The organism is Enterobacter cloacae complex sp. I3, assembly GCF_014896175.1.
Taxonomy (GTDB): domain Bacteria; phylum Pseudomonadota; class Gammaproteobacteria; order Enterobacterales; family Enterobacteriaceae; genus Enterobacter; species Enterobacter bugandensis.
On sequence record NZ_JADBQZ010000012.1, the window covers coordinates 1 to 23,404 of the forward strand.

Sequence of the window (23,404 nt, forward strand, 5' to 3'; positions counted from 1 at the left end):
GAGATAGACGATTATTCCTGTCAAATTATCATCTGGTAGATCTAGTTTATATTATGTACACCTAATACTTAGAAAACTCTCTCACTGCCTTGCTAATAAACGGCAACCAAAATAATGTAAGTTATTTTGTAAGGTTTTAAGCCAAAATATGGGACCAAACTTTACATTTTTACAAAAGAGTTTTCAGCCCAATATGGTATTGGATTATTCGCTTTGAAAGACTTTTCATTTCTACAGGGCATTTAATAAGCGAGAACCATGTTTCATAGACATAAAACTGATCGAAAATATTAAGCTCAAAAATCGCATCTAGCGGGTCTCTCAGATTCCCAACTAAATACTGGCTTAACCAGTAAACAATCTTTCTGTTAAATTCATTATCAGGTAAGTCATAAATCGCTCCGGGTTCGAAAATCTTACCAAAAAGATCTTCGCCTAAATTGCACATATGGTTTTCTTCACTCATAAATTCTTCGATATTCATAACAATCTCTCCCAGGTTTAATTAAGCAACTTTTATTCTGCTTGTTTCGATAACTGATTGAATCCACTCTTCAACTTCACTCTCGACAAAAGCAACAGCACGAACTCCGATCTTCACTGGTGCCGGAAATCGACCTTCACTGATCAGACGATAGATCCATGCCTTGCCGAAACCAGTTCGTTTCAAGACTTCTGGTAAACGAATTAAGCTTTGATTAGTTGTAGTCATTTGGCTGTCTCCTCCGCTTCCGTTACGAAGATATTAGCCACACAGATTTGTATCTATGAAGGGAATGCTAATAACTGAAAAGTTAGATGAGGGAAGAATGAAAGAAAATTCCGGGGAAGAAAAATATTTACGCCCTCCCCTTGACAATTAACATGATGATTTACAACTAGAAAGAGCCGAGTTCAAAAATCGGTATGTTGAGGAGATGGCTGTTTTTGCTGATAAAGTATTCCAGACTACGGGTTGTTTCTCCATTCAATGACTTTTCTGCAACAGGCCTGTCTGTATCTTTAATGTGTTCTTCTCCTCTGATCTCATTTGTAAAGTCGGGATACAAGACACGAGACAACACCATATTTGAGATTTTTACTTTTTTAAATTTTGCCCAAATCAATAGATCCATCATTGGGATAATATTGTAATCGACAAGTTTTCTTATTTTTGCCAGTCCAATTTTTTCTGTTTTTACTGGCTCAATTTCATATTCTTTCCTGAGAACGGGTAGCATCGTTTGTAAGGCTGTTATAATTTCTTCATCGCTGGACATTCCTAAATCAAATGAAACATACATCTTGCTGCTATTTTGGTTAAGAAAAAAGTCTCTCATAGTTTTTGTTATTGGTTTCTTTTTCAACTCTTTTTTGAAATCGCCATTTTCTTCAAAAAAATCCATGCTAAACATTATTAACTTGTTCTCTAATTTTTTTATATCACCAAAGCTAACCTGCGCAACATGTCTTTGACCCTTGCCAAAATGACCATGATTATTATCTTGTCTGCTTAAAATAGGATTACCTTCAAGGATAGACCTTAAATTTTGGTTATCATCTTCCCATCCAAAATTTACACTGTCGAAAATCGCTTCTCTAAAGGCAAGCTCAGTATGCAGTTCTTTGATTGTAAGTGATTTTAACTGCTCATAGTTTTCGAGACTAAACCAGCTTTTTAATTCTTCATAAGGGCTTACTACTTTCATTAATCCCTCCACTGTATTCAAAGCTTGAATGAGTTAACACTGCTTATTTGAATTACTTCTCCCTTAACAAGATTGATAAGGGAGAGCGATTGATCATCTACTATTCATAGTTAAATCTTTTTAAAATCAAATGGTGAAACTTGTCGTATTCTAAGGAGGTCAAGGTAATCGGCCCACCACTGCAACATAAGCTTTCTCTCATCAAGGTGCTCTGCTTTATGTATGTAGGCAGCACGAACTGAGTTCCGCTCCTGATGGCTCATTTGCCGTTCAACAGCATCTTTCGACCACAAACCGGATTCAATTAAAGCACTACAAGCCATAGCTCTGAATCCATGTCCACAGACCTCCACGGTTGTGTCATAGCCCATAGACCTCAAAGCCTTGTTTACCGTATTTTCACTCATGGGCTTTCTGAAATCATGGTCGCCAATGAACACGAGTTCATGGTCACCGCTGATCTCTTTAATTTCCATCAACACAGACAATGCCTGACAACTCAAAGGAACAAGGTGTGGAGTTCGCATTTTCGAACCACGATGCGAATGTTTCACTCCGGGTAATGGCTCTCGCTCTGCAGGAATAGTCCACATGGCATTGTCGAAATCTATCTCTGACCAACGAGCAAACCTGAGTTCACTCGAACGAATGAAAATGAGCAATGTAAGCTTTACGGCTAACTTCGTGAGCTTTCTACCTTTGAATATTTCAATTCGCTCCAGGAGTTCAGAGAAGCGATCAAACGGTAATGCCGGTCGGTGGGTTCTTTTTGCTACCGCAATAGCTCCTGCCATCTCCTGAGCAGGGTTGTAATCTATCAGCCCGTTCTGGACAGCATATCGCATCACTGCCGTTGTTCTTTGCTGTAGGCGGGAAGCAACTTCCAGTCGCCCAGAAGCTTCAACAGCCTTGATAGGGGCAAGAAGATCTCTGGTACTAAGCTCGGATATTTTTCTTTTACCAATAGCAGTAAAGAGACCATCTTCCATGCTTTTTAGAACTCTCTCGCTATGGGAATCTGACCATTTCCTTTTACAAGCCTTATGCCAGTCTCTGGCAACAGATTCAAAAGTAAGAGCTTCGCTCTGCTCGATCTTGTCGGCTTTTTTCTTCTCAGAAGGATCAATACCAACAGATACCAACTTTTTGGCCTCATCTCGTTTCCTGCGAGCTTCACCAAGAGAGACCATTGGATAAACACCCAATGCTAAAACTTTCTGTTTGCCATCGAAACGGTATTGAAGTCGCCAGTATTTTGAACCATTGGGGTTGATCAGCAGGTGCATACCCTGCCCATCTGTGAGTTTGAAAGGTTTGTCGGAGGGCTTGGTAGTCCTAACTTTGATATCGGTGAGAGCCATCAGTTGATACCTCCAGTGTTGGTACCAAAATCAATCGAACCGGGAATACCATCAGTTATACCATCATCGGTTGGTATATGTTCAAGGAATTGAGTAGACGTGAACAGACTAAGCCAAGTCAGAAATTCGCTTAACTTACTGTTTTTGTAGACTAAAGTAGACGTTAGTAGACTTGAAAAAAGCTTTGTATGGTGCCGAAGGCCGGACTCGAACCGGCACGTATTTCTACGGTTGATTTTGAATCAACTGCGTCTACCGATTTCGCCACTTCGGCACTGAAGGGGATGCGGAAACGTTGTGGATTATACCTGTCGCGCGCCGCCATGCAAGCGACGACGCGCGAAACCCACTCTAAGTGCCCAAAAAACCAGCGCCCCTTCACTCCAGCTCAGACACCGCCAGACGAATCACCCCTGCCGCCTTCTGCTCCGGCAGCGCCAGCACCTTCGCCCACATATCCTGCACCATATCGCAGGAGAGCTTCTCTTTGCCCGCCGCCTTCTCCGGCATCTGCAACAGCTGGATGTCCTCGCCGTACTTATCGGCAAGTTCCTTCATAATCGGCCGCACGTCCTCGACAGCCGCCTCGCGTTCGGCCTGGGTCACGGTGTGGCGGTTTTTGCCGTAGGCCGCGCGCATCATGTCCGCGTCGGCCTGCATGCGCCGCGTCATCAGGTCTTTATCAAGCATGCGCATCGGGTTCACGCCGCCCTTCACCGTCGGGTAGAGGAAGCGGAAGCAGGCGTCGTCGCTCACCTTCTGGATGGCGGCGGTTTGCTCCATGTTGATGGTCATGTAGTTCACCACGTTGGCGTCCGGGGCGTTTTGCAGGCGCGTCATCTGCAAATGCAGGATCTGCGGCTGGATGGTGTCGATAATGTGCTGCTCCGGCTCGCCGGCCTTTTGCAGGGCGGCCATCTGGTCGAGGATGCGCTGATGCAGCACAGGCTCCTGCTCCTTGATCACCTGCCAGGCGGGCATCGCGTGGAGGGCGGTATCAATTTGCGCTTCCGGAGCGCGCTGCCTGTCGAAGAAGACCCAGAACGCCACGGCGGCAGCCGCGACAATAACAATGACCGTACTGATCCACGTTTTTTTCATCTCGCATCCTTATCCTTGCGTTATGCCGGTTTACACCGGCACGCCGCTGTGGAAGCGAAACTCGTTGTCCGGTGTCGAGATAAGTGTGGCTTCAATTTCGCCAAAATGCTGTATGCGCGGTGAGATATCGTCGTCGCTTACCTGCTGGGCCAGCGTCAGGTAGTCCTGGTAGTGGCGCGCTTCCGAGCGCAGCAGCGAGAGATAGAACTTCTGCAAATCATCGTCGAGGAACGGGGCCAGCGCGGCGAAGCGTTCGCAGGAGCGGGCTTCGATGTAGGCGCCGCAGATGAGCTTGTCGATCAGCGTCAGCGGTTCGTGAGTGCGCACTTCCTTCAGCATCCCTTTGGCGTAGCGGCTGGCGGTGATTTTGACGTACGGAATGCCGCGGGCCAGCATCGCCTCGCGCACCTGCCAGAAGTGGTGCAGCTCCTCTTTAATCAGCAGCACCATGCTGTCGATGAGCGCCTGGCCCCACGGGTCGTCGGTTTTGGGCATTACGCTTTTGCCAATCTGCCTGTGCAGGGCGATGAAGTCCGGCTCCGGGCCGTCGCGAAAGGTGAACTGTTCGTAGGGTTTGAGCCAGTCGAGCAGCGCGTCGGCACCGCTTTCGTCGGCGACGTATTTACGCACGAGTAATAACGCGGTCTGGGCGGCCTTGAGCTCGCACACCATGTGGTCGGTGAGCAGCAGCGGCAGGTTTACCGGGTCGCGGGCTTTATCAATCCATGCTTGCGGGGTCGGGCACTGGAGGAAGTTGAGTACGGGGGCGAGTATCTGCGGGTAATCCATGGTTCTGCCTTGAAAAAAGCGGTGGCGCGCGCCACCGCCTGAATCACTTAGTGACGCACGCCGTCGTCGTCTTCGTCGACGTAATCTTCGTCGTCGCCTTCTTCGCCGTCTTCACCGTTCGGATCTTCGAAGTAGGTTCCCCAGCCGTCGTATTCCACCTCAAACTTCTCGGCCAGGTTCATCAGCTGTTCTACCTGCGCGTCGATCAGCTCCGCCTTCAGCGCGCCTTCGCTCAGGATGTCGCAGCAGATGACGGTGTCGCCCTCTTCCACTTCCAGCTCTTCCGGCTCGGTCACTTCGTAACCCAGCTTGAAGGCCTCCACGGCCATTTTTTCCAGCGCGTCGAAATCATCCGCAGAGAAATGGTGCTCGATGGTGTACAGCGCGTCCGGATCGCTACCGTCTTCCAGCAGCTCTTCAATAATCAGACGCGTCTCTTCGCGTTGCTCTTCCAGTAATTCCGGGTTTGCCATGGCTCAATCCTCTTTAAAGTGCGGCAGATACTTCTATTTTCACACACGGACGGGTTTGCCTCCACCTTTGTTGGAAAGATTTGTGAAACGGGGTTGCAAATGAATAATTACACATATAAAGTGAATTTTAATTCAATAAGTGGCGTTCGCCATGTGAGGATAAAATGTCTGATCTGTACAAGAAACACTTTCTGAAATTGCTCGACTTTACCCCTGCACAGTTCACTTCTCTGCTGACCCTTGCCGCACAGCTCAAGGCCGATAAAAAAAAGGGCAAGGAAGTACAGAAGCTTACCGGTAAGAACATCGCGCTCATCTTCGAAAAAGACTCGACCCGTACACGTTGCTCTTTCGAAGTTGCCGCATTTGACCAGGGCGCGCGCGTTACCTATTTAGGGCCGAGCGGCAGCCAGATTGGGCATAAAGAGTCAATTAAGGACACCGCACGGGTTCTCGGGCGGATGTACGACGGCATTCAGTATCGCGGCCACGGCCAGGAAGTCGTCGAAACGCTGGCGCAGTATGCGGGCGTGCCAGTGTGGAACGGGCTGACTAACGAGTTTCACCCGACGCAGCTGCTGGCGGACCTGCTGACCATGCAGGAGCACCTGCCGGGGAAGGCGTTTAACGAGATGACGCTGGTCTACGCGGGCGACGCGCGCAACAACATGGGCAACTCGATGCTGGAAGCGGCGGCGCTGACCGGGCTGGATCTGCGCCTGGTGGCCCCGAAAGCCTGCTGGCCGGAAGAGAGCCTGGTGGCGGAGTGCAGCGCGCTGGCGGAGAAGCACGGCGGCAAAATCACCCTGACGGAAGACGTGGCGGCGGGCGTGAAGGGCGCGGACTTTATCTATACCGACGTCTGGGTGTCGATGGGCGAAGCCAAAGAGAAGTGGGCGGAGCGGATTGCGCTGCTGCGGGGGTATCAGGTGAACGCGCAGATGATGGCGCTGACCGGCAATCCGAACGTGAAGTTCCTGCACTGTCTGCCCGCGTTCCATGACGACCAGACCTCGCTCGGCAAGCAGATGGCGAAGGAGTTCGACCTGCACGGCGGGATGGAGGTGACGGACGAGGTGTTTGAGTCGGCGGCGAGCATCGTGTTCGACCAGGCGGAAAACCGGATGCACACGATTAAGGCGGTGATGGTGGCGACGCTTGGGGAGTGATTGGCTCGTCTGCGGTCTGGTGCCCTCACCCCGGCCCTCTCCCACAGGGAGAGGGAGAAAACCCTAAAATATGACAACAGCGTTATGGTCTGGCAGAAAAATATTTTTACTGCCGCTTTCTCAGATAGACATTAACCATAATAAGTATTTATGTTTTTATTAACCATTATTTATTGAGCAGATAGTGGTTAACATCAGGTCATTATCAATTACAAAATACCGTATTTTATCGGCGTAATATTTCCTTATTGTTGCATTTCGTTAATGAGGATTATTTATGTCATGGAATAAGCATGAAGCTGTGTCGTATGCCCGCAGCCACGCACATCATAAAAGTACCGGTTACTGCGCCCGCGCCGTTGCTGCAGCTATCCGCGCCGGAGGACTGAAGATTGATGGCGCTGATGCAAAAAACTTCTGGCATTCTCTTGAGAAGGCAGGATTCAGTAAAGTGTATGGCACCCCTATTGAGGGTGATGTTGCAGTCATTGACGCATTACCTGGAGCGCATCAGAACGGGCATGCTTGTATCTACGACGGATCGGGTACCTGGTATTCAGACTTTAAACAGAATAGCCTTTATCCCGGCCAGACATATCGGAAGATACAGCCCAAAATCACCCTTTACAGGCACTACTGATATGAAAAATATCTTACTGCTTCTCTTCATATTCTCTTTTTCTGCAATGGCTGGCCATTCTGATCCGATTGAGCGTGCTGAAAAATTTAACAGCTGGTACGTAAATCAAATCAACAAAGACATATTTCCCATCACTGATGGAAACGAAATAGATAAATATGTCACAGCATCAACAATGAAAAAACTCCGTCACGCGCAGGATCCTCGCTATGCAGACGAAGACTTTTACGAGGCTGATATATTTTTAAAAGCGCAATACGTCGGCGATGACTGGCCGCAGAATGTAACAGCCATAGCCGGGGATACCGATCCAGTCTGTGTCAACGTATACATTGCATTCGGTAAAAAGCAGGACCACGTAGTCATAGACTGCATGGTTAAAGAAAACAACTTATGGAAGGTGCAGTCGGTTTCTGCTGTTGAATTTTCAAGAAACCTGACTATACCGAACTGAGCCAAACAACGTACTGACATGATATTGGATCGGTGCGATCTTCCTGCCGGGTGACACAGCGCTTACCCGGCCAACAAAACCCGTAGGCCCGTGCAAGCGAAGCGCCGCCGGGCAAACCGGCTCCCCTTAATTGATTTTTCACCCCGAAAAAGGTACGTTTTCGCCTTCATTCCAGCGTGGACATGCCAGCATTATGCCGATTATTCAGTCTGTTGAACGTGCGTTGCAGATCCTCGACCTGTTCAACGAACAGGCCACCGAGCTTAAGATCACCGACATCAGCAAACTGATGGGGCTTAGCAAGAGTACCCTCCACTCGCTGCTGAAAACCCTGCAGCTTCACGGCTATATCGATCAGAACCCGGAGAACGGCAAATATCGCCTCGGCATGAAGCTGGTCGAGCGCGGCCATTTTGTCGTGGGCTCCATCGATATTCGCCAGAAGGCGAAAGGCTGGCTGACGGAGCTGTCCCAGCGGACCGGGCAGACCACCCATCTGGGGATCCTGGACGGGCGTGAAGGAGTCTATATCGAGAAGATTGAAGGCAAGCTCGCCGCCATCGCCTATTCGCGCATCGGCCGCCGCCTGCCGGTTCACGCCACCGCCATCGGCAAGGTGTTGATTGCCTGGCTGGGCGAGGCCGAGCTTAACGCCCTGCTGGAGGGCTATCAGTACACCACCTTTACACCCGCTACCCTCGCCTCCCGCGAAGCGTTAATGACCGCCCTGGCGCAGACCCGCGAGCAGGGCTACGCCCTGGACAGCGAAGAGAACGAGCAGGGCGTGCGCTGTGTGGCGGTGCCGGTGTGGAACCACGAATCCCGCGTGATTGCCGCCCTGAGCCTGTCGACGCTCACCTCCCGCGTGGACGACGCCGAGCTGGCCCGCTTCCGCGAGGAGCTTCAGCAGGCCGGGCTCGAGCTCTCACGCGCGCTGGGCTATACCGGCTCGTAAGTGAAGTAGTCGAAGTCCGCGTGACAGCCGTCGCCGCTGATGTCCTCGCAGTGCAGCCCCACAAACGCGCCGGTAAAGAAGCCGCGCCCGCCGATGTAGTCATCCGACAGCTTCCACGCTTCATAGGTCACCGGCACGGCGTGCCACGTCTCGCCGTCGAACGAGTAGCTGTAGCGGTAGACCAGCGTATCCACGTCCACGCGTAGCCATACGCTCTCCGCATGTTCCGGCACCGGAATCGGCTGCTCGTGCAGCGGCCACGACGGCACGTTGTGGTCGAGCTGGATCACCTTGATGGTTCTCCCCTGCCCCTCCTCGTAGTCCACAAAGCAGTAGCTCCAGTTTTTGCTGTTGTAGTAGCAGGTCAGCCCCGCACTCTGCTGGAAGTGAACCGGCGAGAACTGCATCCGCGTCTCGGCGCGAAAGGTGAAGTGCTGCCAGCGGCGCGCCACGGTCGACTGGGTGAAGGTCGAGTTGAGCGAGTCGTTGCCGTAGAGCCGTAAGTAGCCCGGGCGGGCGGTGAGCGAGCCGAGGGTGTCGTCGAACGGAATGCGCAGGGTCTGTAGCTGCGGGTCAAGCGTGTTGCCGTCAAAATCATCCCGCCAGTTACCCTGAGCGGCTGCGGGCTGCTCCGCCACCTGTGGGCCGGGCACGGTCAGCTGCGCGTGCTTGCCGCCCTCCACGGACGGCCAGCCGTCGCGCCACGCAATGCGGGCGATGCCGGTCTCGCGCCCCAGCGGGCAGTAGCCGCGCCCGCCGGAGGCCAGCAGCGGCACGCCGGGCAGACGCAGCGGGCGGCTGGTGAGGTAGGCCATGTACCATTCACCCGTATGGGTCTGCAGCAGCGAGCCGTGGCCGCTCTTCTGCAGTGGGTTCTCCGGCAGGTGCCAGCTGGTCATCATCGTCACGTCCGGGTGCAGCTCGTACGGCCCGTCGATGTTTTTGGAACGCAGTACCACGACCGCGTGCTCGTAGCTGGTGCCGCCCTCGGCAACCATCAGGTAGTACCAGCCCGCGTGGCGATAAAGATGTGCTCCTTCGGTGTAGCAGAGCGGCGTACCGGTAAACAGCGTTTTGCGCTCGGGCGAGAGCGTGCCGGTCTGCGGGTCAAACTCCTGCATCACAATGGTGTTGTGCGGGTTGCTGTGGTGACGCGGCCCCCACGGACGGTAGAGGTAGTATTTGCGGCCATCGTCGTCGTGGAACAGGGACGGATCGAACCCACCGTTGCCCATCGGGATCGGCTCGCTCCACGGCCCCTCAATGGACGGCGCGGTGACGAGGAAGTTGCGGCCATTTTTCCACGGCGAGTCGACAATCTTCACGTCGGTATAGAGCAGCCAGAATTTGCCGTCGGCGTAGCTCAGGCACGGCGCCCAGATGCCGCCGGAGTCCGGGTTGCCCTTCATGTCCAGCATCGACACGCGGTCCAGCGGCGTGCTGACCAGCGACCAGTTTTTCAGGTCGCGGGAGTGGTAGATGCGCACGCCCGGGAACCACTCGAAGGTCGAGGTGGCGATGAAGTAGTCCTCGCCCTGACGGCAGAGGGACGGGTCCGGGTTGAAGCCGGTCAGGATCGGGTTGGTAATTTCCATGTTGCCTCCGGTTAATGGGATGCGGCTGTCGCGGCGTCGGGAACGGCCTCGCCCTGCGCCGCGCGGTGTTTGATCAGCTGCTGGCTGATGGCCTCCACGCGGTCGTCGGTGAGCTTGTAGAACGACAGCATGATGAACATGCCCGCGTAGAGCACCACCGGCACCACGCAGAACAGAATTTTGATGGTGGTGAGCACCTCAACCGGCTGCACGCTGCTGCTGGCGGAGTAGTTCACCCAGGCCAGGATCCAGCCCACCACCGCCCCGCCAATCGCCAGGCCAATCTTCAGGCTGAACAGGTAAGTGGAGAACACCAGCCCGTCGAGGCGACGCCCGCTGCGGCTCTCCTCGTAATCCACCACGTCGGAGGCCATCAGCCACTGTAGCGGCGTGGTGGTGTTAAAGACGAACAGGAACAGGATGTTAAGGGCGAAAATCAGCGCGATGTGCTCGGCCGGGGTGACGAAAATCAGCAGGCTGATGAGCGAGTAAGCGACGATGATCCACTTAAAGGCGGTGACGCGGTCGAAGCGGCCCAGCAGGCGGGACGAGCAGAGCGAGCCGAACATGGTGGCGAGGCTGCCGTAAAGTAAAAACTGGGTCGCCATCTCCGGGTGATCCATCACGTATTTCACGAAGTAGAGCGTCGCCCCGCCGCGCACCACGTTGGAGCAGGTCGCCATCATCTTGAATGCGCACATGATGCGCCACTGGCCGTTGCCCAGCAGCAGCCTGAGATCTTTCGCCACCGACGAGCCCGGCTGCACCTCAAAGGTGTAGCGCTCTTTGGTGGTGAAGAAGCAGACGTAGAGCAGCACCACGCCGGTCAGCCCCAGCACGCACATGGCGCCGAAATAGCCCACCTGCTCGTCCCCCTTACCGATGATGCTGACCAGCGGCAGCGCGATGCCGCTGATGGCGAGCGAGCCCGCCGCGGCGAGGAAGAAACGCCAGGACTGAAGGGCGTGGCGCTCTTTTGGGTCGGCGGTGATGACGCCGGGCATGGCGCAATAGGGCACGTTAACGAAGGTGTAAACCAGGGTCAGGAGAATGTAGGTCACGCAGGCGTAGATGATTTTGCCCTGCGCGGAGAAGTCCGGCGTGTAGAAGGTCAGCATGCAGACGATGCCAAACGGGATGGCGCCCCACAGCAGGAACGGGCGGAACTGGCCGTGCCGCGTGCGGGTGCGGTCTACCAGCAGCCCCATCAGCGGGTCGGTCACGGCGTCGAGCACGCGGGAGACTAAAAACAGCGTGCCCATAATGCCCGCGGAGAGACCAAACACGTCGGTGTAGAAATAGGCCAGCAGGAACATCGTGGCCTGCCAGACAAAGCCGCAGGCGGTGTCACCCAGCCCGTAGCCAATTTTGTCTTTCATGGTTAATTGCGTCATCAGAATTACACCCTTATTTAGTGTGCTGAATTACAACATCGTGTTAATGGAGTGTAATGAGCTGTTCAATTAACCAGCAATGGTCATATCTTATTTCTGAATTACGTTATTTTGCTTTTGTGACGCCATCGATATATCGCAACGTATTGTTTAAATTAACAAATTACAGATGAGTAAAAGCCGCCCACGGAATATATTCCGTAGACGACAATCGCGTGAAAAATAATTAAATGCCGAGCGCTTTTTTACCGGCGTTAATTACCTCGATAATTTTATCGGTGTCATAAATACAGCCTTTCCAGGTGCCGCCGCTCACCGACTGCAATGCCGCCCACAGCCGGGTATCGTCCGGCAAAAAGTCGTGGGCGTGCAGGTCCGGGTGCGTCTGCCGCAGCGCCAGCTCGCGCGCGCCCTCCTCGGGCGTCAGCGGGTTATCCGCCGTGCCGATAAAGTTCACGCTGCCTGTTAATGTCAGGCGGTCGACGGCAATCTCGATGATGTCGTTGTCGCGCAGCTTGCCAATCGGTCCGCCCGCCAGCGCCTCCGGCGACACGTGCCCGAAGCAGGCGCCCGTCGACACGCCCGAGAAGCGCGCATCGGTGATTAACGACACCGTCTTGCCCCACGAGATATGCTTCAGCGCGGAGGTGAGCTGATAGGTCTCCTCCATGCCGGTGCCGGACGGGCCGCCGCCGATCACCACCATGATATCCCCCTGCTTAATCTCTTCCCGCTTGATGGCCTTGATCGCCTGCGCTTCCGAGACGAACACCCGCACCCGGCCGGTGTGGCGGTAAACGCCATCGTCATCCACCACCGACGGGTCGATCGCCGTGGCCTTGATCACCGAACCTTCCGGCGCGATGTTGCCCGTCGGGAAGCAGACCGTCGAGGTCAGCCCTTTCGCTTTGGCCTTCTCCGGCGGCAGGATCACGTCATCCGGCTCCACGCCGTCCTGCTCGCGCAGGCACTGGCGGAAGCGCTTACGGCGCTCGGACGTCTGCCACCAGTCGAGGTTCTCGCCCACCGTCTGGCCGGTGACGGTCATGGCGTCCAGGTGCAGCAGGCCGAGATCGCGCAGGTGGAGCATCACTTCCGGCACGCCGCCCGCGAGGAACGCGCGTACGGTCGGGTGGTAGTCCGGGCCGTTGGGCAGCACGCTCACCAGGCGCGGCACCCTGCGGTTGACGCGCGTCCAGTGCTCTACGTCCGGAATAGTGCAGCCCGCCGCGTGGGCGATGGCCGGGATGTGCAGCAGCAGGTTCGTGGAACCGCCGAACGCCGCGTGGATCACCATGGCGTTTTCGATGGCTTTATCGGTGAGGATATCGCGCGTGGTGATGCCGCGGTTATCCAGCTCGCTCACCGCCCGCGCCGACTGGCGGGCGATCTCCAGCCACACCGCCTGCCCGGACGGCGCCAGCGCGGAGTGCGGCAGCGCCAGCCCCAGCGCTTCCGCCACCACCTGCGAGGTGCCCGCCGTGCCGAGGAACTGGCACCCGCCGCCCGGCGACGCGCAGGCGCGACAGCCGAGCTCGGCGGCCTCCTGCAAGGAGAGCTCGTGGTTGGCAAAGCGCGCGCCGATGGTCTGCACCTTGCCCGCATCTTCCCCCACGGTCGGCGGCAGCGTCGCCCCGCCCGGCACCAAAATGGTCGGCAGGTCGTGCATGGAGGCCAGCGCAATCATGGTGGCGGGCAGCCCTTTATCGCAGGTGGCCACGCCGATCACCGCCCGGCGCGTGGGCAAGGAGCGGATCAGACGGCGAAACACGATCGCCGCGTCGTTACGATACGGCAGGGAGTCGAACATGCCGTGCGTGCCCTGCGAGCGCCCGTCGCACGGATCGCTGACGAAGGCCGCAAACGGGATCCCGCCGTTGCGGGTGATCTCCTTCGCCGCCGCCTGCATCTGCATGCCGATTTCCCAGTGCCCGGTGTGGTAGCCCAGCGCAACCGGGCGTCCGTCCCCGGCGCGAATACCGCCCTGGGTACCGATAATCAGCACCTCTTTGCCGGTCAGCTTGTTGGCGTCCCAGCCCATCCCGGCGTTCTGCGTCATGCCGAACAGGTTGCCGCTGGGGGATTCCATCAGCATCTGCGGGGTCAGCGGCAGCGCGCCCTGCGGCCCCGCCGCGTGGGTGATCACCGCATAAAACGCATCGTCCTGCGGGGTGAAAATTTTCTCAATGGTCATCGTTATCGTCCGGCTCAGCAGAGCTTGAGCTGTTGCAGCAGGGTTTTCAGCTGCGCCTTACGCGGCTTGTCCAGCGGCGTGGCGGGCGGCAGCACGTGCGTGGAGACAGGACGACCACAAAGCACGATCGCCTCTTTAATGACGTTCACAAACGGCGTATCCAGCTGATACATCTGCGGGATTTGCAGCAGGGTCTGATGATACTCAGCCGCTTTCGCCACGTCTTTATCCCGCCAGGCTTTCAGAAGATCCACCGACACCTGCGGGGCGAAGTTGCCGCTCGCCGAAATCGCCCCGTCGCCGCCGAGCAGCAGGGTATTAAACAGATGATCGTCGTAGCCGCACAGCACGGTGAAGTGCGGATGAGCGGCTTTAACGGTGAGGATCATGCTGCGCAGGTGGGCGACGGAGTCGATGGTGTCTTTGATGCCGATAATATTGCTGCGCGAATCGGCCAAGGTTTTCACCAGCGCCGGAGTCAGATCCTGCCCGGTCAGCGCCGGGAAGTTATAGAGCATCACCGGCAGCGTGACGCTGTCGGCCACCTGCTCGAAATAGCGGATCAGGTTCGCTTCCGACACCTTCCAGTAGTAGGGGTTGATCACCACGATGCCGTCCGCGCCCGCCTGCTGCGCGTGCTGGCTGAGTTCAATGGTTTCCCGGGCGTTGGTACCGCCGGTGCCGATCAGCACCGGCACTCGACGATCGACGTGATCGATAGCAAAGCGGGCAATGGTTTTACGCTCTTCGGCGCCGAGCTGGGAGAACTCGCCGCCGCTGCCCAGGAAGAACAGGCCGTCAACGCCCGCTTTGATGAGATCGTCGATCAGCGCGGCGGTGCCCTGCTCATCAAGCTGGCCGTCGGCGGTAAAAATGGTGGAGACAGGGGGAATAATTCCCGTGAACAACGCGGACTGCGGCATGAGATCTCCTTGTTGAATCATTTTGTTCTACATTATAGAACAGCGTTCATTAATTTAACGATCATACTATGACGCAGAAAAAGGGGAGGTAAATGGGAGATGAGGAGGGAGTGCGGGAAGTTTAAGCTGGATCACATTATGCGTGGGTGCAGTCTGGTGCCCCAGCCCTCTCCCTGTGGGAGAGGGCTGGGGTGAGGGGGAATTACTCCACCAGCATTTTAACAACCACTTTTCTGACCTTAGCAGGCTCCCCCACCGCGCACAGCGGCTTATGCACTTCACCCGGCCAGAACACCACAAAATCCCCTTCGCTCAGCACCACGGTTTTCTCCTGCTCGCCTTCCGGCAGGAACGCGATGTCTTTATCCGCCAGCCAGTCGGTGTCCGGCGTGCCGTGCGGCAGGGTGCTGAACGTCATCCCTTCCTGGCCCTTCAGCACAATCTGGATATCCAGATAGCGCGCGTGGTACTCGGCGCGGCGCTCGGCGAACGGCTGGGTCATGTCTTCTGACACAAGATAAAACAGGCTGGTGCCGTTGATGTCGTGCTTGCCGTGCGGCGTGGCGTCGGTGACGTGGGCTTTAACGTGCTCAATGGCCTGGCGCAGCGCGTCAGGCAGCCAGGACTGCAGATGGTGGATGTTGCCGATAATCATGTTTCAATCCTCAATATAAAACAATGTTTCATTTTTATCTTTTATACGAGAATCCAAGCTGCCATACCAGCCCTTTTTCGACGAGGCTTGCGCGAGCGCATGTTTATCGGGAAAGGTGTTAACCCGCTGTTAATCCTGCCCAGGCAATTATGCAGCGGTTATGCATAACCTCATTTCGCACACACTAAGGCTCTCACATAACCCACTGAAATAAAGAGCTTAATAACAAAACCCGCTGCCGTATCACATTTTACGACTTTGATAATTTCCGTTATAAGCCAATAATTATTTATGGATTTTCCTTAAGTCAAAAATAGTTAATTGTCATTATTGCATAGCCATTCTTTCAATTTCATTTAATCGTTTAAAATCAAATGGATAACCAATAATTACAAAATGTGTAATTCTACAAAATAATAACAACCTCAAATAATGCCACCGGATCCTGCTTAGCTATTCAACTCCCAATAATATGAAATTAATCATTATCTGATGCGAATCATGCAAATGAAAACAAACTCATTAATATCCATTTTCGCGTGAGCAATATCACATTACGGATTATTTAACTGCCTAGTATAAATCACGAAATCAATTGAGCTTAGCCGCCATGTAATTAAACACACCACATGGCGCATGCCCTTTTTATTCTGAAAAACAGTTAAAGGAATAATTATGGAAAAGCATTACGTCGGTTCTGAAATTGGTCAATTGCGTAGCGTTATGCTGCACCGCCCTAATTTAAGTCTGAAGCGGTTAACGCCCTCAAACTGTCAGGAGCTGTTATTTGATGATGTACTGTCGGTTGAACGGGCGGGTGAGGAGCATGACATCTTCGCAAACACGTTGCGCGAGCAGGGTGTGGAAGTCCTGCTGTTGACCGACCTGCTCACGCAAACGCTTGATATTGCAGAAGCGAAAGCCTGGCTTCTTGAAACGCAAATCTCCGACTATCGCCTCGGGCCAACCTTTGCCGGCGACGTGCGCGGCTGGCTGGCGGATATGCCGCACCGCGAACTGGCGCGGCGATTAAGCGGGGGATTAACCTACGGCGAAATTCCGGCAGCCATTAAAAATATGGTAGTGGATACCCACACGGCGAATGATTTTATTATGAAGCCGCTGCCGAACCATTTATTTACCCGCGATACCTCCTGCTGGATTTATAACGGCGTGTCCATTAACCCGATGGCGAAACCCGCCCGCCAGCGTGAAACCAATAATCTGCGCGCGATATATCGCTGGCACCCGGCATTTGCCGACGGCGATTTTATTAAGTATTTCGGCGACGAGAATATTAATTACGACCACGCCACCTTAGAAGGCGGCGACGTACTGGTGATTGGCCGCGGCGCGGTATTGATCGGCATGTCTGAACGCACGACGCCGCAGGGCGTGGAGTTCCTCGCCAACAGCCTGTTCAAACACCGTCAGGCCGAACGCGTGATTGCCGTTGAGCTGCCAAAACACCGCTCCTGCATGCACCTCGACACGGTGATGACCCACATCGACGTGGACACCTTTTCCGTTTATCCGGAAGTGGTGCGTAAAGACGCCCAGTGCTGGACGCTCACCCCGGACGGACGCGGCGGCCTGCTGCGCACGCAGGAAACCGACCTGCTGCACGCCATCGAGAAAGCCCTCGGCATTAACCAGGTACGGCTGATCACCACCGGCGGCGACGCCTTTGAAGCCGAACGCGAGCAGTGGAACGACGCCAACAACGTTTTGACCATCCGCCCGGGCGTAGTGATCGGCTACGAGCGTAACGTCTGGACCAACGAGAAGTACGACAAAGCGGGCATTACCGTGCTGCCGATCCCCGGCGACGAGCTGGGACGCGGTCGCGGCGGCGCGCGCTGCATGAGCTGCCCACTGGAACGCGACGGAATTTAAGGAGCCATCATGGAACGAAAACCCACTCTGGTTGTGGCCCTGGGCGGCAACGCGCTGCTCAAGCGCGGCGAGCCGCTGGAAGCGGATATCCAGCGCCAGAACATCGAGCAGGCCGCCCGCACTATCGCCGGGCTGACGGCGCAGTGGCGCGTGGTGCTGGTGCACGGCAACGGGCCGCAGGTCGGGCTGCTGGCGCTGCAGAACAGCGCCTACGACAAAGTGACGCCCTACCCGCTGGACGTTCTCGGCGCGGAAAGCCAGGGGATGATCGGCTACATGCTCCAGCAGGCGCTGAAAAACAGCCTGCCTCAGCGTGAGGTGAGCGTCCTGCTCACCCAGGTGGAAGTGGACGCCGCCGATCCGGCCTTTAGCAACCCGACCAAATACATCGGCCCGGTGTACAGCGAAGCGCAGGCGAAAGCGCTGGCCGCAGAAAAAGGCTGGACGTTCAGGGCAGACGGCGCCTATTTCCGCCGCGTGGTGCCCTCTCCGCAGCCGAAGCGCATCGTGGAGAGCGATGCCATTACGGCGCTGATCCAGCGCGACCACCTGGTGATCTGCAACGGCGGCGGCGGCGTGCCGGTAGTGGAGAACGCCAACGGCTATCGCGGCGTTGAGGCGGTGATCGACAAAGACCTCTCCGCCGCCCTGCTGGCGCGCCAGATCGAGGCCGACGCCCTGCTGATCCTCACCGATGCCGACGCGGTGTACCTCGACTGGGGCAAGCCGACCCAGCGCCCGCTGGCGCAGGTGACGCCGGAATTGCTTAAAGACATGCCGTTCGACGCCGGATCGATGGGGCCGAAAGTGGCCGCCTGCCGCGAATTTGTTGAGGCCTGCAACGGCATTGCCGGGATCGGCGCGCTGGCCGACGGCGCGGAGATCCTGGCGGGCGAGAAAGGCACGCTGATTCGTAACTGATCACTCATTTTAAAAAGGATTTACCCATGACCATCAACCTGAAAAACCGCAACTTCCTCAAACTGCTGGACTACACCCCGGCGGAAATTCAGTACCTGATCGACCTCGCCATCGAGCTGAAGGCGGCCAAAAAAGCCGGGCGCGAGAAGCAAACCCTGGTCGGGAAAAACATCGCCCTGATCTTTGAAAAAACCTCCACCCGCACCCGCTGCGCTTTCGAAGTGGGCGCGTTTGACCAGGGCGCGCAGGTTACCTACCTCGGCCCAAGCGGGTCGCAGATCGGCCATAAAGAGTCGATGAAAGACACCGCCCGCGTGCTGGGCCGCATGTATGACGGCATCGAATACCGCGGCTACGGCCAGGCCATCGTCGAGGAGCTCGGAGAATACGCGGGCGTGCCGGTGTGGAACGGCCTGACCGACGAGTTTCACCCAACGCAAATTCTCGCTGACCTGATGACCATGCTGGAGCACTCCCCGGGCAAAACCCTGCCGGAGTTAAGCTTTGCCTATCTCGGCGACGCGCGCAACAACATGGGCAACTCCCTGATGGTCGGCGCGGCCAAGATGGGGATGGGTATCCGCCTTGTGGCACCGAAATCCTTCTGGCCGGAAGCCGGGCTGGTTGAGCGGTGCCGCGCCATCGCCAAAGAAACGGGCGCGCGCATCACCCTCACCGACGACGTGGAAGAAGGCGTGCACGGCACCGATTTCCTCTACACCGACGTGTGGGTCTCCATGGGAGAGCCGAAGGAGGCCTGGGCCGAGCGCGTCAGCCTGATGAAGCCGTATCAAATCAACGCGGACGTCATGAAGGCCACCGGCAACCCGAACGTCAAGTTCATGCACTGCCTGCCCGCGTTCCACAACGAGCACACCAAAGTGGGCCGCGAGATCGAGATGGCGTACGGCCTGAAGGGGCTGGAGGTGACGGAAGAGGTCTTTGAATCACCGAACTCCATCGTCTTTGACGAAGCAGAAAACCGCATGCACACCATTAAGGCGGTCATGGTGGCGACACTCGGCGACTAATCACCGCCCGGCGCGCCGCGGGGTGCGCCGGGTTTCAGGAGAACATCATGGGCAAGTTCAAGTTTCCCTCCGCTTACACCATTCTCTTTTTTCTGATTGCCGTGGTTGCCGTGCTGACGTGGATTGTTCCGGCCGGGCAGTACCATATGGCGATGAACGAGGCGCTCGGCAAAGAGGTGCCGGTTGCCGGCACCTATGCGCACGTGGTATCGCATCCGCAGGGGCTGGTGTCGGTGCTGATGGCCCCGATAGCCGGGCTGTACGATCCGGAGTCCGGCCAGGCTGGGGCGATCGACGTTGCGCTGTTTATCCTGATCATCGGGGGATTTCTCGGGATCGTCACCAAAACCGGAGCGATTGACGCCGGGATCGAGCGCGTCACCACTAAGCTGCGCGGGCGCGAAGAGTGGATGATCCCGATCCTGATGGCGCTGTTTGCCGCAGGCGGCACGATTTACGGCATGGCCGAAGAGTCGCTGCCCTTCTATACCTTACTGGTGCCGGTGATGCTGGCGGCGCGGTTCGATCCGGTGGTTGCCGCGTCCACCGTACTGCTCGGGGCGGGGATCGGCACGCTCGGGTCCACCATTAACCCGTTCGCGACGGTGATCGCCGCCAACGCCGCCGGGATCCCCTTCACCAATGGGATCATGCTGCGCATCGCGCTGCTGGTCATCGGCTGGATCATCTGCGTGGCGTGGGTGATGCGCTATGCCCGTAAGGTGCGCAAAGATCCGTCGCTGTCGATCGTGGCGGATAAACAGGAGGAGAACCTCGCCCACTTCCTCGGCAACAAGGGCGAGCAGTCGCTGGAATTTACCCCGGTGCGCAAACTCATCCTGGTGATTTTCGCCCTCGCCTTCGCGGTGATGATCTACGGCGTGGCGGTGCTGGGCTGGTGGATGGCGGAGATCTCGGCGGTATTCCTCGCCAGCGCCATTATCGTTGGGCTTATCGCCCGCATGAGCGAAGAGGAGCTGACATCGACGTTTATCAACGGCGCGCGAGATTTGCTGGGCGTCGCGCTGATTATCGGCATCGCGCGCGGTATCGTAGTGATTATGGATAAGGGCATGATTACCCACACCATTTTGCACAGCGCCGAGGGGATGGTCACCGGATTGTCGACGGTGGCGTTCATTAACGTGATGTACTGGCTGGAGGTGGTGCTGTCGTTTCTTGTGCCTTCTTCGTCCGGCCTGGCCGTTCTGACGATGCCGATCATGGCGCCCCTTGCCGATTTCGCTAACGTCAACCGCGACCTGGTGGTTACGGCTTACCAGTCGGCGTCCGGCATCGTTAACCTTATCACCCCCACCTCTGCCGTCGTGATGGGCGGGCTGGCTATCGCCCGCGTGCCCTACGTGCGTTATCTGAAATGGGTCGCGCCGCTGCTGGGGATTTTGACGGTGGTGATTATGGTGGCGTTAAGCCTGGGCGCGTTGTTGTGATTTGCCGGATGGCGCTGCGCTCATCCGGCCTACGGATCGGTGCGGTGCCACCGGTTATTTCGGGAACTGATATGGGAACTATGATGGATTACGAAGAGTACTCTCCCAAAGAGCAACTACAGCTAACGGTCTGCCAGCGTCTGATCGCGGAAAAGAGCTATCTCTCTCAGGAAGAGATCCGCCGCGACTTGCAGGAGCGGGGTTTTGAGACCATCAGCCAGTCCACCGTTTCACGTCTGCTCAAGCTGCTTGGCGTCATAAAAATTCGCAATGCCAAAGGGCTAAAGATTTATTCGCTGAATCCCCAGCTGCGCCCTGCCCCCGACGCCGCGCGCACCGTCTCCGAAATGGTGGTGAGCGTGGAGCACAATAGCGAATTTATCCTTATTCATACCGTTGCCGGATATGGCCGCGCGGTGGCGCGTATTCTGGATTATCACCAGTTACCGGAAATTTTAGGCGTGGTGGCGGGAAGCAGTATCGTCTGGGTCGCGCCCCGGGTGGTGAAGCGTACCGCGCTGGTGCATAAGCAAATTAATTATTTACTCAGAATGCATTAATATTCATAAAGAACCGTTTGCATTGAGTAAAGCGTGCATTAAATCGCTTGATCCCAAAAACGAGCTGCGTATAATGCCCGACAATTTGCCGGGAGGAAGCATGGTCAAGCGTGTACGACATAACGTCTTACCGCGTCTGAAATCAGACGCTGGCCTGCCGTTTTTCTTCCCGTTGCTAAACCTATTCCCAGAGCCCCTCATTTGAGGGGCTTTTTTTTGCCCGGCGTCAGGAGATAAACATGAATCCGCTTTATCAAAAACACATCATTTCCATAAACGACCTCAGCCGCGAAGAGCTGGAACTGGTTCTGGAAACCGCGGCAAAACTGAAGGCCAATCCGCAGCCAGAGCTGCTGAAGCACAAGGTGATCGCGAGCTGTTTCTTTGAAGCCTCGACGCGCACCCGCCTCTCCTTTGAAACCTCCATGCACCGCCTGGGCGCGAGCGTGGTGGGCTTCTCGGACAGCAGCAATACGTCGCTGGGCAAAAAAGGCGAAACCCTGGCGGATACCATTTCAGTGATCAGCACCTACGTTGACGCGATTGTGATGCGCCACCCGCAGGAGGGCGCGGCGCGTCTGGCGACCGAGTTTTCCGGCGGCATTCCGGTGCTGAACGCCGGTGACGGCGCCAACCAGCATCCGACGCAGACCCTGCTGGACCTGTTCACCATTCAGGAGACCCAGGGCACGCTTGAAAATCTGAACATCGCCATGGTCGGTGACCTGAAGTACGGCCGCACCGTCCACTCCCTGACCCAGGCGCTGGCGAAATTTAGCGGCAACCGCTTCTTCTTCATCGCCCCGGACGCGCTGGCGATGCCGCAGTACATCCTCGACATGCTGGACGAGAAAGGCATTACGTGGAGCCTGCACGCCAGCATCGAAGAGGTGGTGGGCAACGTGGATATTCTCTATATGACCCGCGTGCAGAAAGAGCGTCTGGATCCGTCCGAATACGCCAACGTGAAGGCGCAGTTCGTGCTGCGCGCCAGCGACCTCGACGGCGCGCGCGACAACATGAAGGTGCTGCACCCGCTGCCGCGCATTGATGAGATTGCCACCGACGTGGATAAAACGCCGCACGCCTGGTACTTCCAGCAGGCCGGGAACGGCATCTTCGCTCGCCAGGCGTTACTGGCACTGGTTCTGAATCGCGAATTAGCTCTGTAAGGGGAGACGACCATGACACACGATAACAAACTCCAGGTTGAAGCCATCAAGCGTGGCACCGTGATTGACCACATCCCTGCGCAGGTGGGCTTTAAGCTGCTGACGCTGTTCAAACTGACCGAAACCGACCAGCGCATCACCATCGGCCTGAACCTGCCGTCCGGCGAAATGGGCCGTAAAGATCTGATCAAGATCGAGAACACCTTCCTGACCGACGAGCAGGTCAACCAGCTGTCGCTGTACGCGCCGGACGCCACGGTTAACCGCATCGACGATTACGACGTGGTGGGCAAATCCCGCCCGAGCCTGCCGGAGCGCATCGAAAGTGTGCTGGTCTGCCCGAACAGCAACTGCATCAGCCATGCCGAGCCGGTTTCCTCCAGCTTTGCAGTGAAAAAGCGCGCCAATGACATCGCACTCAAATGCAAATACTGCGAAAAAGAGTTTTCCCATTATGTGGTGCTGGCCAACTAATTGAGGTTGGTAATGAAATCCCGGCTGTTATAATGGCCGGGAACATTCTTAACGCTGTAATTCTGGAGAAAAAATGAGCAAAGTACTCGCGACGGAAAATGCACCAGCGGCTATCGGCCCATACGTTCAGGGCGTTGATCTGGGCAGCATGATCATCACCTCTGGCCAGATCCCGGTAAACCCGAAAACCGGTGAAGTACCGGCCGACGTGGCGGCGCAGGCGCGTCAGTCGCTGGAAAATGTGCAGGCGATCGTTGAATCTGCGGGCCTGAAAGTGGGTGATATCGTCAAAACGACGGTGTTCGTGAAAGATCTTAACGACTTCGCCACCGTTAACGCCACTTACGAAGCGTTCTTCACCGAGCACAACGCCACCTTCCCGGCGCGCTCCTGCGTGGAAGTGGCGCGTCTGCCAAAAGACGTGAAAATTGAAATTGAAGCGATCGCCGTACGTCGTTAATACATTTCAATAAACAGAAGGCAGCTCGGGCTGCCTTTTTTATTTCGG

General features: G+C 55.9%; 26 protein-coding genes, 1 tRNA gene and 1 pseudogene. 14 read left to right on the forward strand and 14 right to left on the reverse strand.

The genetic code is table 11. The features are described from left to right. Positions 1 to 169: 169 nt before the first annotated feature. The 8 genes from IM271_RS10885 to rraB all read right to left on the reverse strand — a co-directional run bounded on the left by IM271_RS10885 (position 170) and on the right by rraB (position 5,412). Positions 170 to 484, reverse strand: coding sequence for a hypothetical protein (locus IM271_RS10885; RefSeq protein WP_001019184.1), 315 nt, complete (start codon positions 482 to 484; stop codon positions 170 to 172). A 21-nt stretch (positions 485 to 505) separates the two neighbouring features. Then, the gene (locus tag IM271_RS10890; protein WP_193052584.1) at positions 506 to 712 is read right to left on the reverse strand and encodes an AlpA family transcriptional regulator; all 207 of its coding nucleotides are present in this window, start codon (positions 710 to 712) and stop codon (positions 506 to 508) included. Between the two features lie 166 nt (positions 713 to 878). Next, positions 879 to 1,688, reverse strand: coding sequence for a DUF6387 family protein (locus tag IM271_RS10895; protein WP_193052585.1), 810 nt, complete (start codon positions 1,686 to 1,688; stop codon positions 879 to 881). A gap of 110 nt (positions 1,689 to 1,798) precedes the next feature. Further along, entirely contained in the window at positions 1,799 to 3,049 is a 1,251-nt protein-coding gene (locus IM271_RS10900) for an integrase arm-type DNA-binding domain-containing protein (RefSeq protein ID WP_040252005.1), read from the reverse strand. Between the two features lie 189 nt (positions 3,050 to 3,238). After that, a tRNA-Leu gene (locus tag IM271_RS10905) sits at positions 3,239 to 3,323 on the reverse strand. A gap of 104 nt (positions 3,324 to 3,427) precedes the next feature. After that, on the reverse strand, positions 3,428 to 4,150 hold the full coding sequence (locus IM271_RS10910) for a topoisomerase II (RefSeq protein ID WP_193052586.1): 723 nt from the start codon (positions 4,148 to 4,150) through the stop codon (positions 3,428 to 3,430). Between the two features lie 30 nt (positions 4,151 to 4,180). Beyond that, on the reverse strand, positions 4,181 to 4,939 hold the full coding sequence (gene miaE / locus IM271_RS10915) for a tRNA isopentenyl-2-thiomethyl-A-37 hydroxylase MiaE (protein ID WP_193052587.1): 759 nt from the start codon (positions 4,937 to 4,939) through the stop codon (positions 4,181 to 4,183). Positions 4,940 to 4,986: 47 nt separating this feature from the next. After that, positions 4,987 to 5,412 carry a ribonuclease E inhibitor RraB gene (rraB, locus tag IM271_RS10920; RefSeq protein ID WP_003862940.1) on the reverse strand — a complete coding sequence of 142 codons (426 nt, stop codon included), beginning with the start codon at positions 5,410 to 5,412 and terminating at the stop codon, positions 4,987 to 4,989. A gap of 99 nt (positions 5,413 to 5,511) precedes the next feature. On the opposite strand from rraB, the gene IM271_RS20225 reads away from it, so the two are divergent. The 5 genes from IM271_RS20225 to xynR all read left to right on the forward strand — a co-directional run bounded on the left by IM271_RS20225 (position 5,512) and on the right by xynR (position 8,630). Further along, positions 5,512 to 5,607: a hypothetical protein gene (locus IM271_RS20225; protein ID WP_213014347.1), complete on the forward strand. Its 96-nt coding sequence runs from the start codon at positions 5,512 to 5,514 to the stop codon at positions 5,605 to 5,607. Next, a complete protein-coding gene (argF, locus tag IM271_RS10925) occupies positions 5,577 to 6,581 on the forward strand; it encodes an ornithine carbamoyltransferase (protein WP_193052588.1) in 1,005 nt (334 codons plus the stop codon). Before IM271_RS20225 ends, argF (IM271_RS10925) begins: the two co-directional genes overlap by 31 nt. A gap of 277 nt (positions 6,582 to 6,858) precedes the next feature. After that, positions 6,859 to 7,221, forward strand: coding sequence for a CHAP domain-containing protein (locus IM271_RS10930; protein ID WP_193052589.1), 363 nt, complete (start codon positions 6,859 to 6,861; stop codon positions 7,219 to 7,221). A gap of 1 nt (position 7,222) precedes the next feature. Beyond that, a complete protein-coding gene (locus IM271_RS10935) occupies positions 7,223 to 7,675 on the forward strand; it encodes a DUF3828 domain-containing protein (RefSeq protein WP_193052590.1) in 453 nt (150 codons plus the stop codon). A gap of 193 nt (positions 7,676 to 7,868) precedes the next feature. Beyond that, positions 7,869 to 8,630, forward strand: coding sequence for a DNA-binding transcriptional repressor XynR (gene xynR, locus IM271_RS10940; protein WP_100170992.1), 762 nt, complete (start codon positions 7,869 to 7,871; stop codon positions 8,628 to 8,630). On the opposite strand, the gene IM271_RS10945 is transcribed toward xynR, so the two are convergent. From IM271_RS10945 to IM271_RS10965, 5 genes are all read right to left on the reverse strand, one after another. Beyond that, a complete protein-coding gene (locus IM271_RS10945; RefSeq protein WP_193052591.1) occupies positions 8,615 to 10,225 on the reverse strand; it encodes a glycoside hydrolase family 43 protein in 1,611 nt (536 codons plus the stop codon). The two genes, xynR and IM271_RS10945, sit on opposite strands and share 16 nt — an antisense overlap. Before the next feature lie 11 nt (positions 10,226 to 10,236). Next, positions 10,237 to 11,619: an MFS transporter gene (locus IM271_RS10950; protein WP_193052592.1), complete on the reverse strand. Its 1,383-nt coding sequence runs from the start codon at positions 11,617 to 11,619 to the stop codon at positions 10,237 to 10,239. Positions 11,620 to 11,845: 226 nt separating this feature from the next. Next, the gene (gene yagF / locus IM271_RS10955; RefSeq protein WP_193052593.1) at positions 11,846 to 13,813 is read right to left on the reverse strand and encodes a xylonate dehydratase YagF; all 1,968 of its coding nucleotides are present in this window, start codon (positions 13,811 to 13,813) and stop codon (positions 11,846 to 11,848) included. A 14-nt stretch (positions 13,814 to 13,827) separates the two neighbouring features. After that, a complete protein-coding gene (yagE, locus tag IM271_RS10960) occupies positions 13,828 to 14,736 on the reverse strand; it encodes a 2-keto-3-deoxygluconate aldolase (protein ID WP_193052594.1) in 909 nt (302 codons plus the stop codon). A 202-nt stretch (positions 14,737 to 14,938) separates the two neighbouring features. Next, on the reverse strand, positions 14,939 to 15,391 hold the full coding sequence (locus tag IM271_RS10965) for a YhcH/YjgK/YiaL family protein (protein WP_193052595.1): 453 nt from the start codon (positions 15,389 to 15,391) through the stop codon (positions 14,939 to 14,941). Positions 15,392 to 16,066: 675 nt separating this feature from the next. Here IM271_RS10965 and arcA point away from each other — a divergent pair. The 5 genes from arcA (at position 16,067) to IM271_RS10990 (ending at position 21,250) form a co-directional block, all read left to right on the forward strand. Further along, a complete protein-coding gene (gene arcA / locus IM271_RS10970) occupies positions 16,067 to 17,287 on the forward strand; it encodes an arginine deiminase (protein WP_008501384.1) in 1,221 nt (406 codons plus the stop codon). 9 nt (positions 17,288 to 17,296) lie between these two features. Continuing rightward, complete coding sequence (gene arcC / locus IM271_RS10975) at positions 17,297 to 18,208, forward strand: carbamate kinase (RefSeq protein ID WP_193052596.1); 912 nt, start codon at positions 17,297 to 17,299, stop codon at positions 18,206 to 18,208. Between the two features lie 26 nt (positions 18,209 to 18,234). Further along, on the forward strand, positions 18,235 to 19,239 hold the full coding sequence (gene argF, locus IM271_RS10980) for an ornithine carbamoyltransferase (protein ID WP_193052597.1): 1,005 nt from the start codon (positions 18,235 to 18,237) through the stop codon (positions 19,237 to 19,239). Between the two features lie 47 nt (positions 19,240 to 19,286). Then, positions 19,287 to 20,690 carry a YfcC family protein gene (locus IM271_RS10985; protein WP_193052598.1) on the forward strand — a complete coding sequence of 468 codons (1,404 nt, stop codon included), beginning with the start codon at positions 19,287 to 19,289 and terminating at the stop codon, positions 20,688 to 20,690. A gap of 80 nt (positions 20,691 to 20,770) precedes the next feature. Then, the gene (locus tag IM271_RS10990; RefSeq protein WP_028015317.1) at positions 20,771 to 21,250 is read left to right on the forward strand and encodes an arginine repressor; all 480 of its coding nucleotides are present in this window, start codon (positions 20,771 to 20,773) and stop codon (positions 21,248 to 21,250) included. A 3-nt stretch (positions 21,251 to 21,253) separates the two neighbouring features. On the opposite strand, the pseudogene IM271_RS10995 reads toward IM271_RS10990, so the two are convergent. Beyond that, a pseudogene (locus IM271_RS10995) lies at positions 21,254 to 21,371 on the reverse strand (hypothetical protein). Here IM271_RS10995 and IM271_RS11000 point away from each other — a divergent pair. The 4 genes from IM271_RS11000 to ridA all read left to right on the forward strand — a co-directional run bounded on the left by IM271_RS11000 (position 21,351) and on the right by ridA (position 23,356). After that, a complete protein-coding gene (locus tag IM271_RS11000) occupies positions 21,351 to 21,455 on the forward strand; it encodes a pyrBI operon leader peptide (RefSeq protein ID WP_022646880.1) in 105 nt (34 codons plus the stop codon). The pseudogene IM271_RS10995 and the gene IM271_RS11000 sit on opposite strands and share 21 nt — an antisense overlap. 34 nt (positions 21,456 to 21,489) lie before the next feature. Next, positions 21,490 to 22,422 carry an aspartate carbamoyltransferase gene (gene pyrB / locus IM271_RS11005; RefSeq protein WP_028015316.1) on the forward strand — a complete coding sequence of 311 codons (933 nt, stop codon included), beginning with the start codon at positions 21,490 to 21,492 and terminating at the stop codon, positions 22,420 to 22,422. A gap of 12 nt (positions 22,423 to 22,434) precedes the next feature. Continuing rightward, complete coding sequence (pyrI, locus tag IM271_RS11010; protein WP_010427352.1) at positions 22,435 to 22,896, forward strand: aspartate carbamoyltransferase regulatory subunit; 462 nt, start codon at positions 22,435 to 22,437, stop codon at positions 22,894 to 22,896. A gap of 73 nt (positions 22,897 to 22,969) precedes the next feature. Beyond that, a complete protein-coding gene (ridA, locus tag IM271_RS11015; RefSeq protein WP_003863373.1) occupies positions 22,970 to 23,356 on the forward strand; it encodes a 2-iminobutanoate/2-iminopropanoate deaminase in 387 nt (128 codons plus the stop codon). Positions 23,357 to 23,404 lie beyond the last annotated feature (48 nt).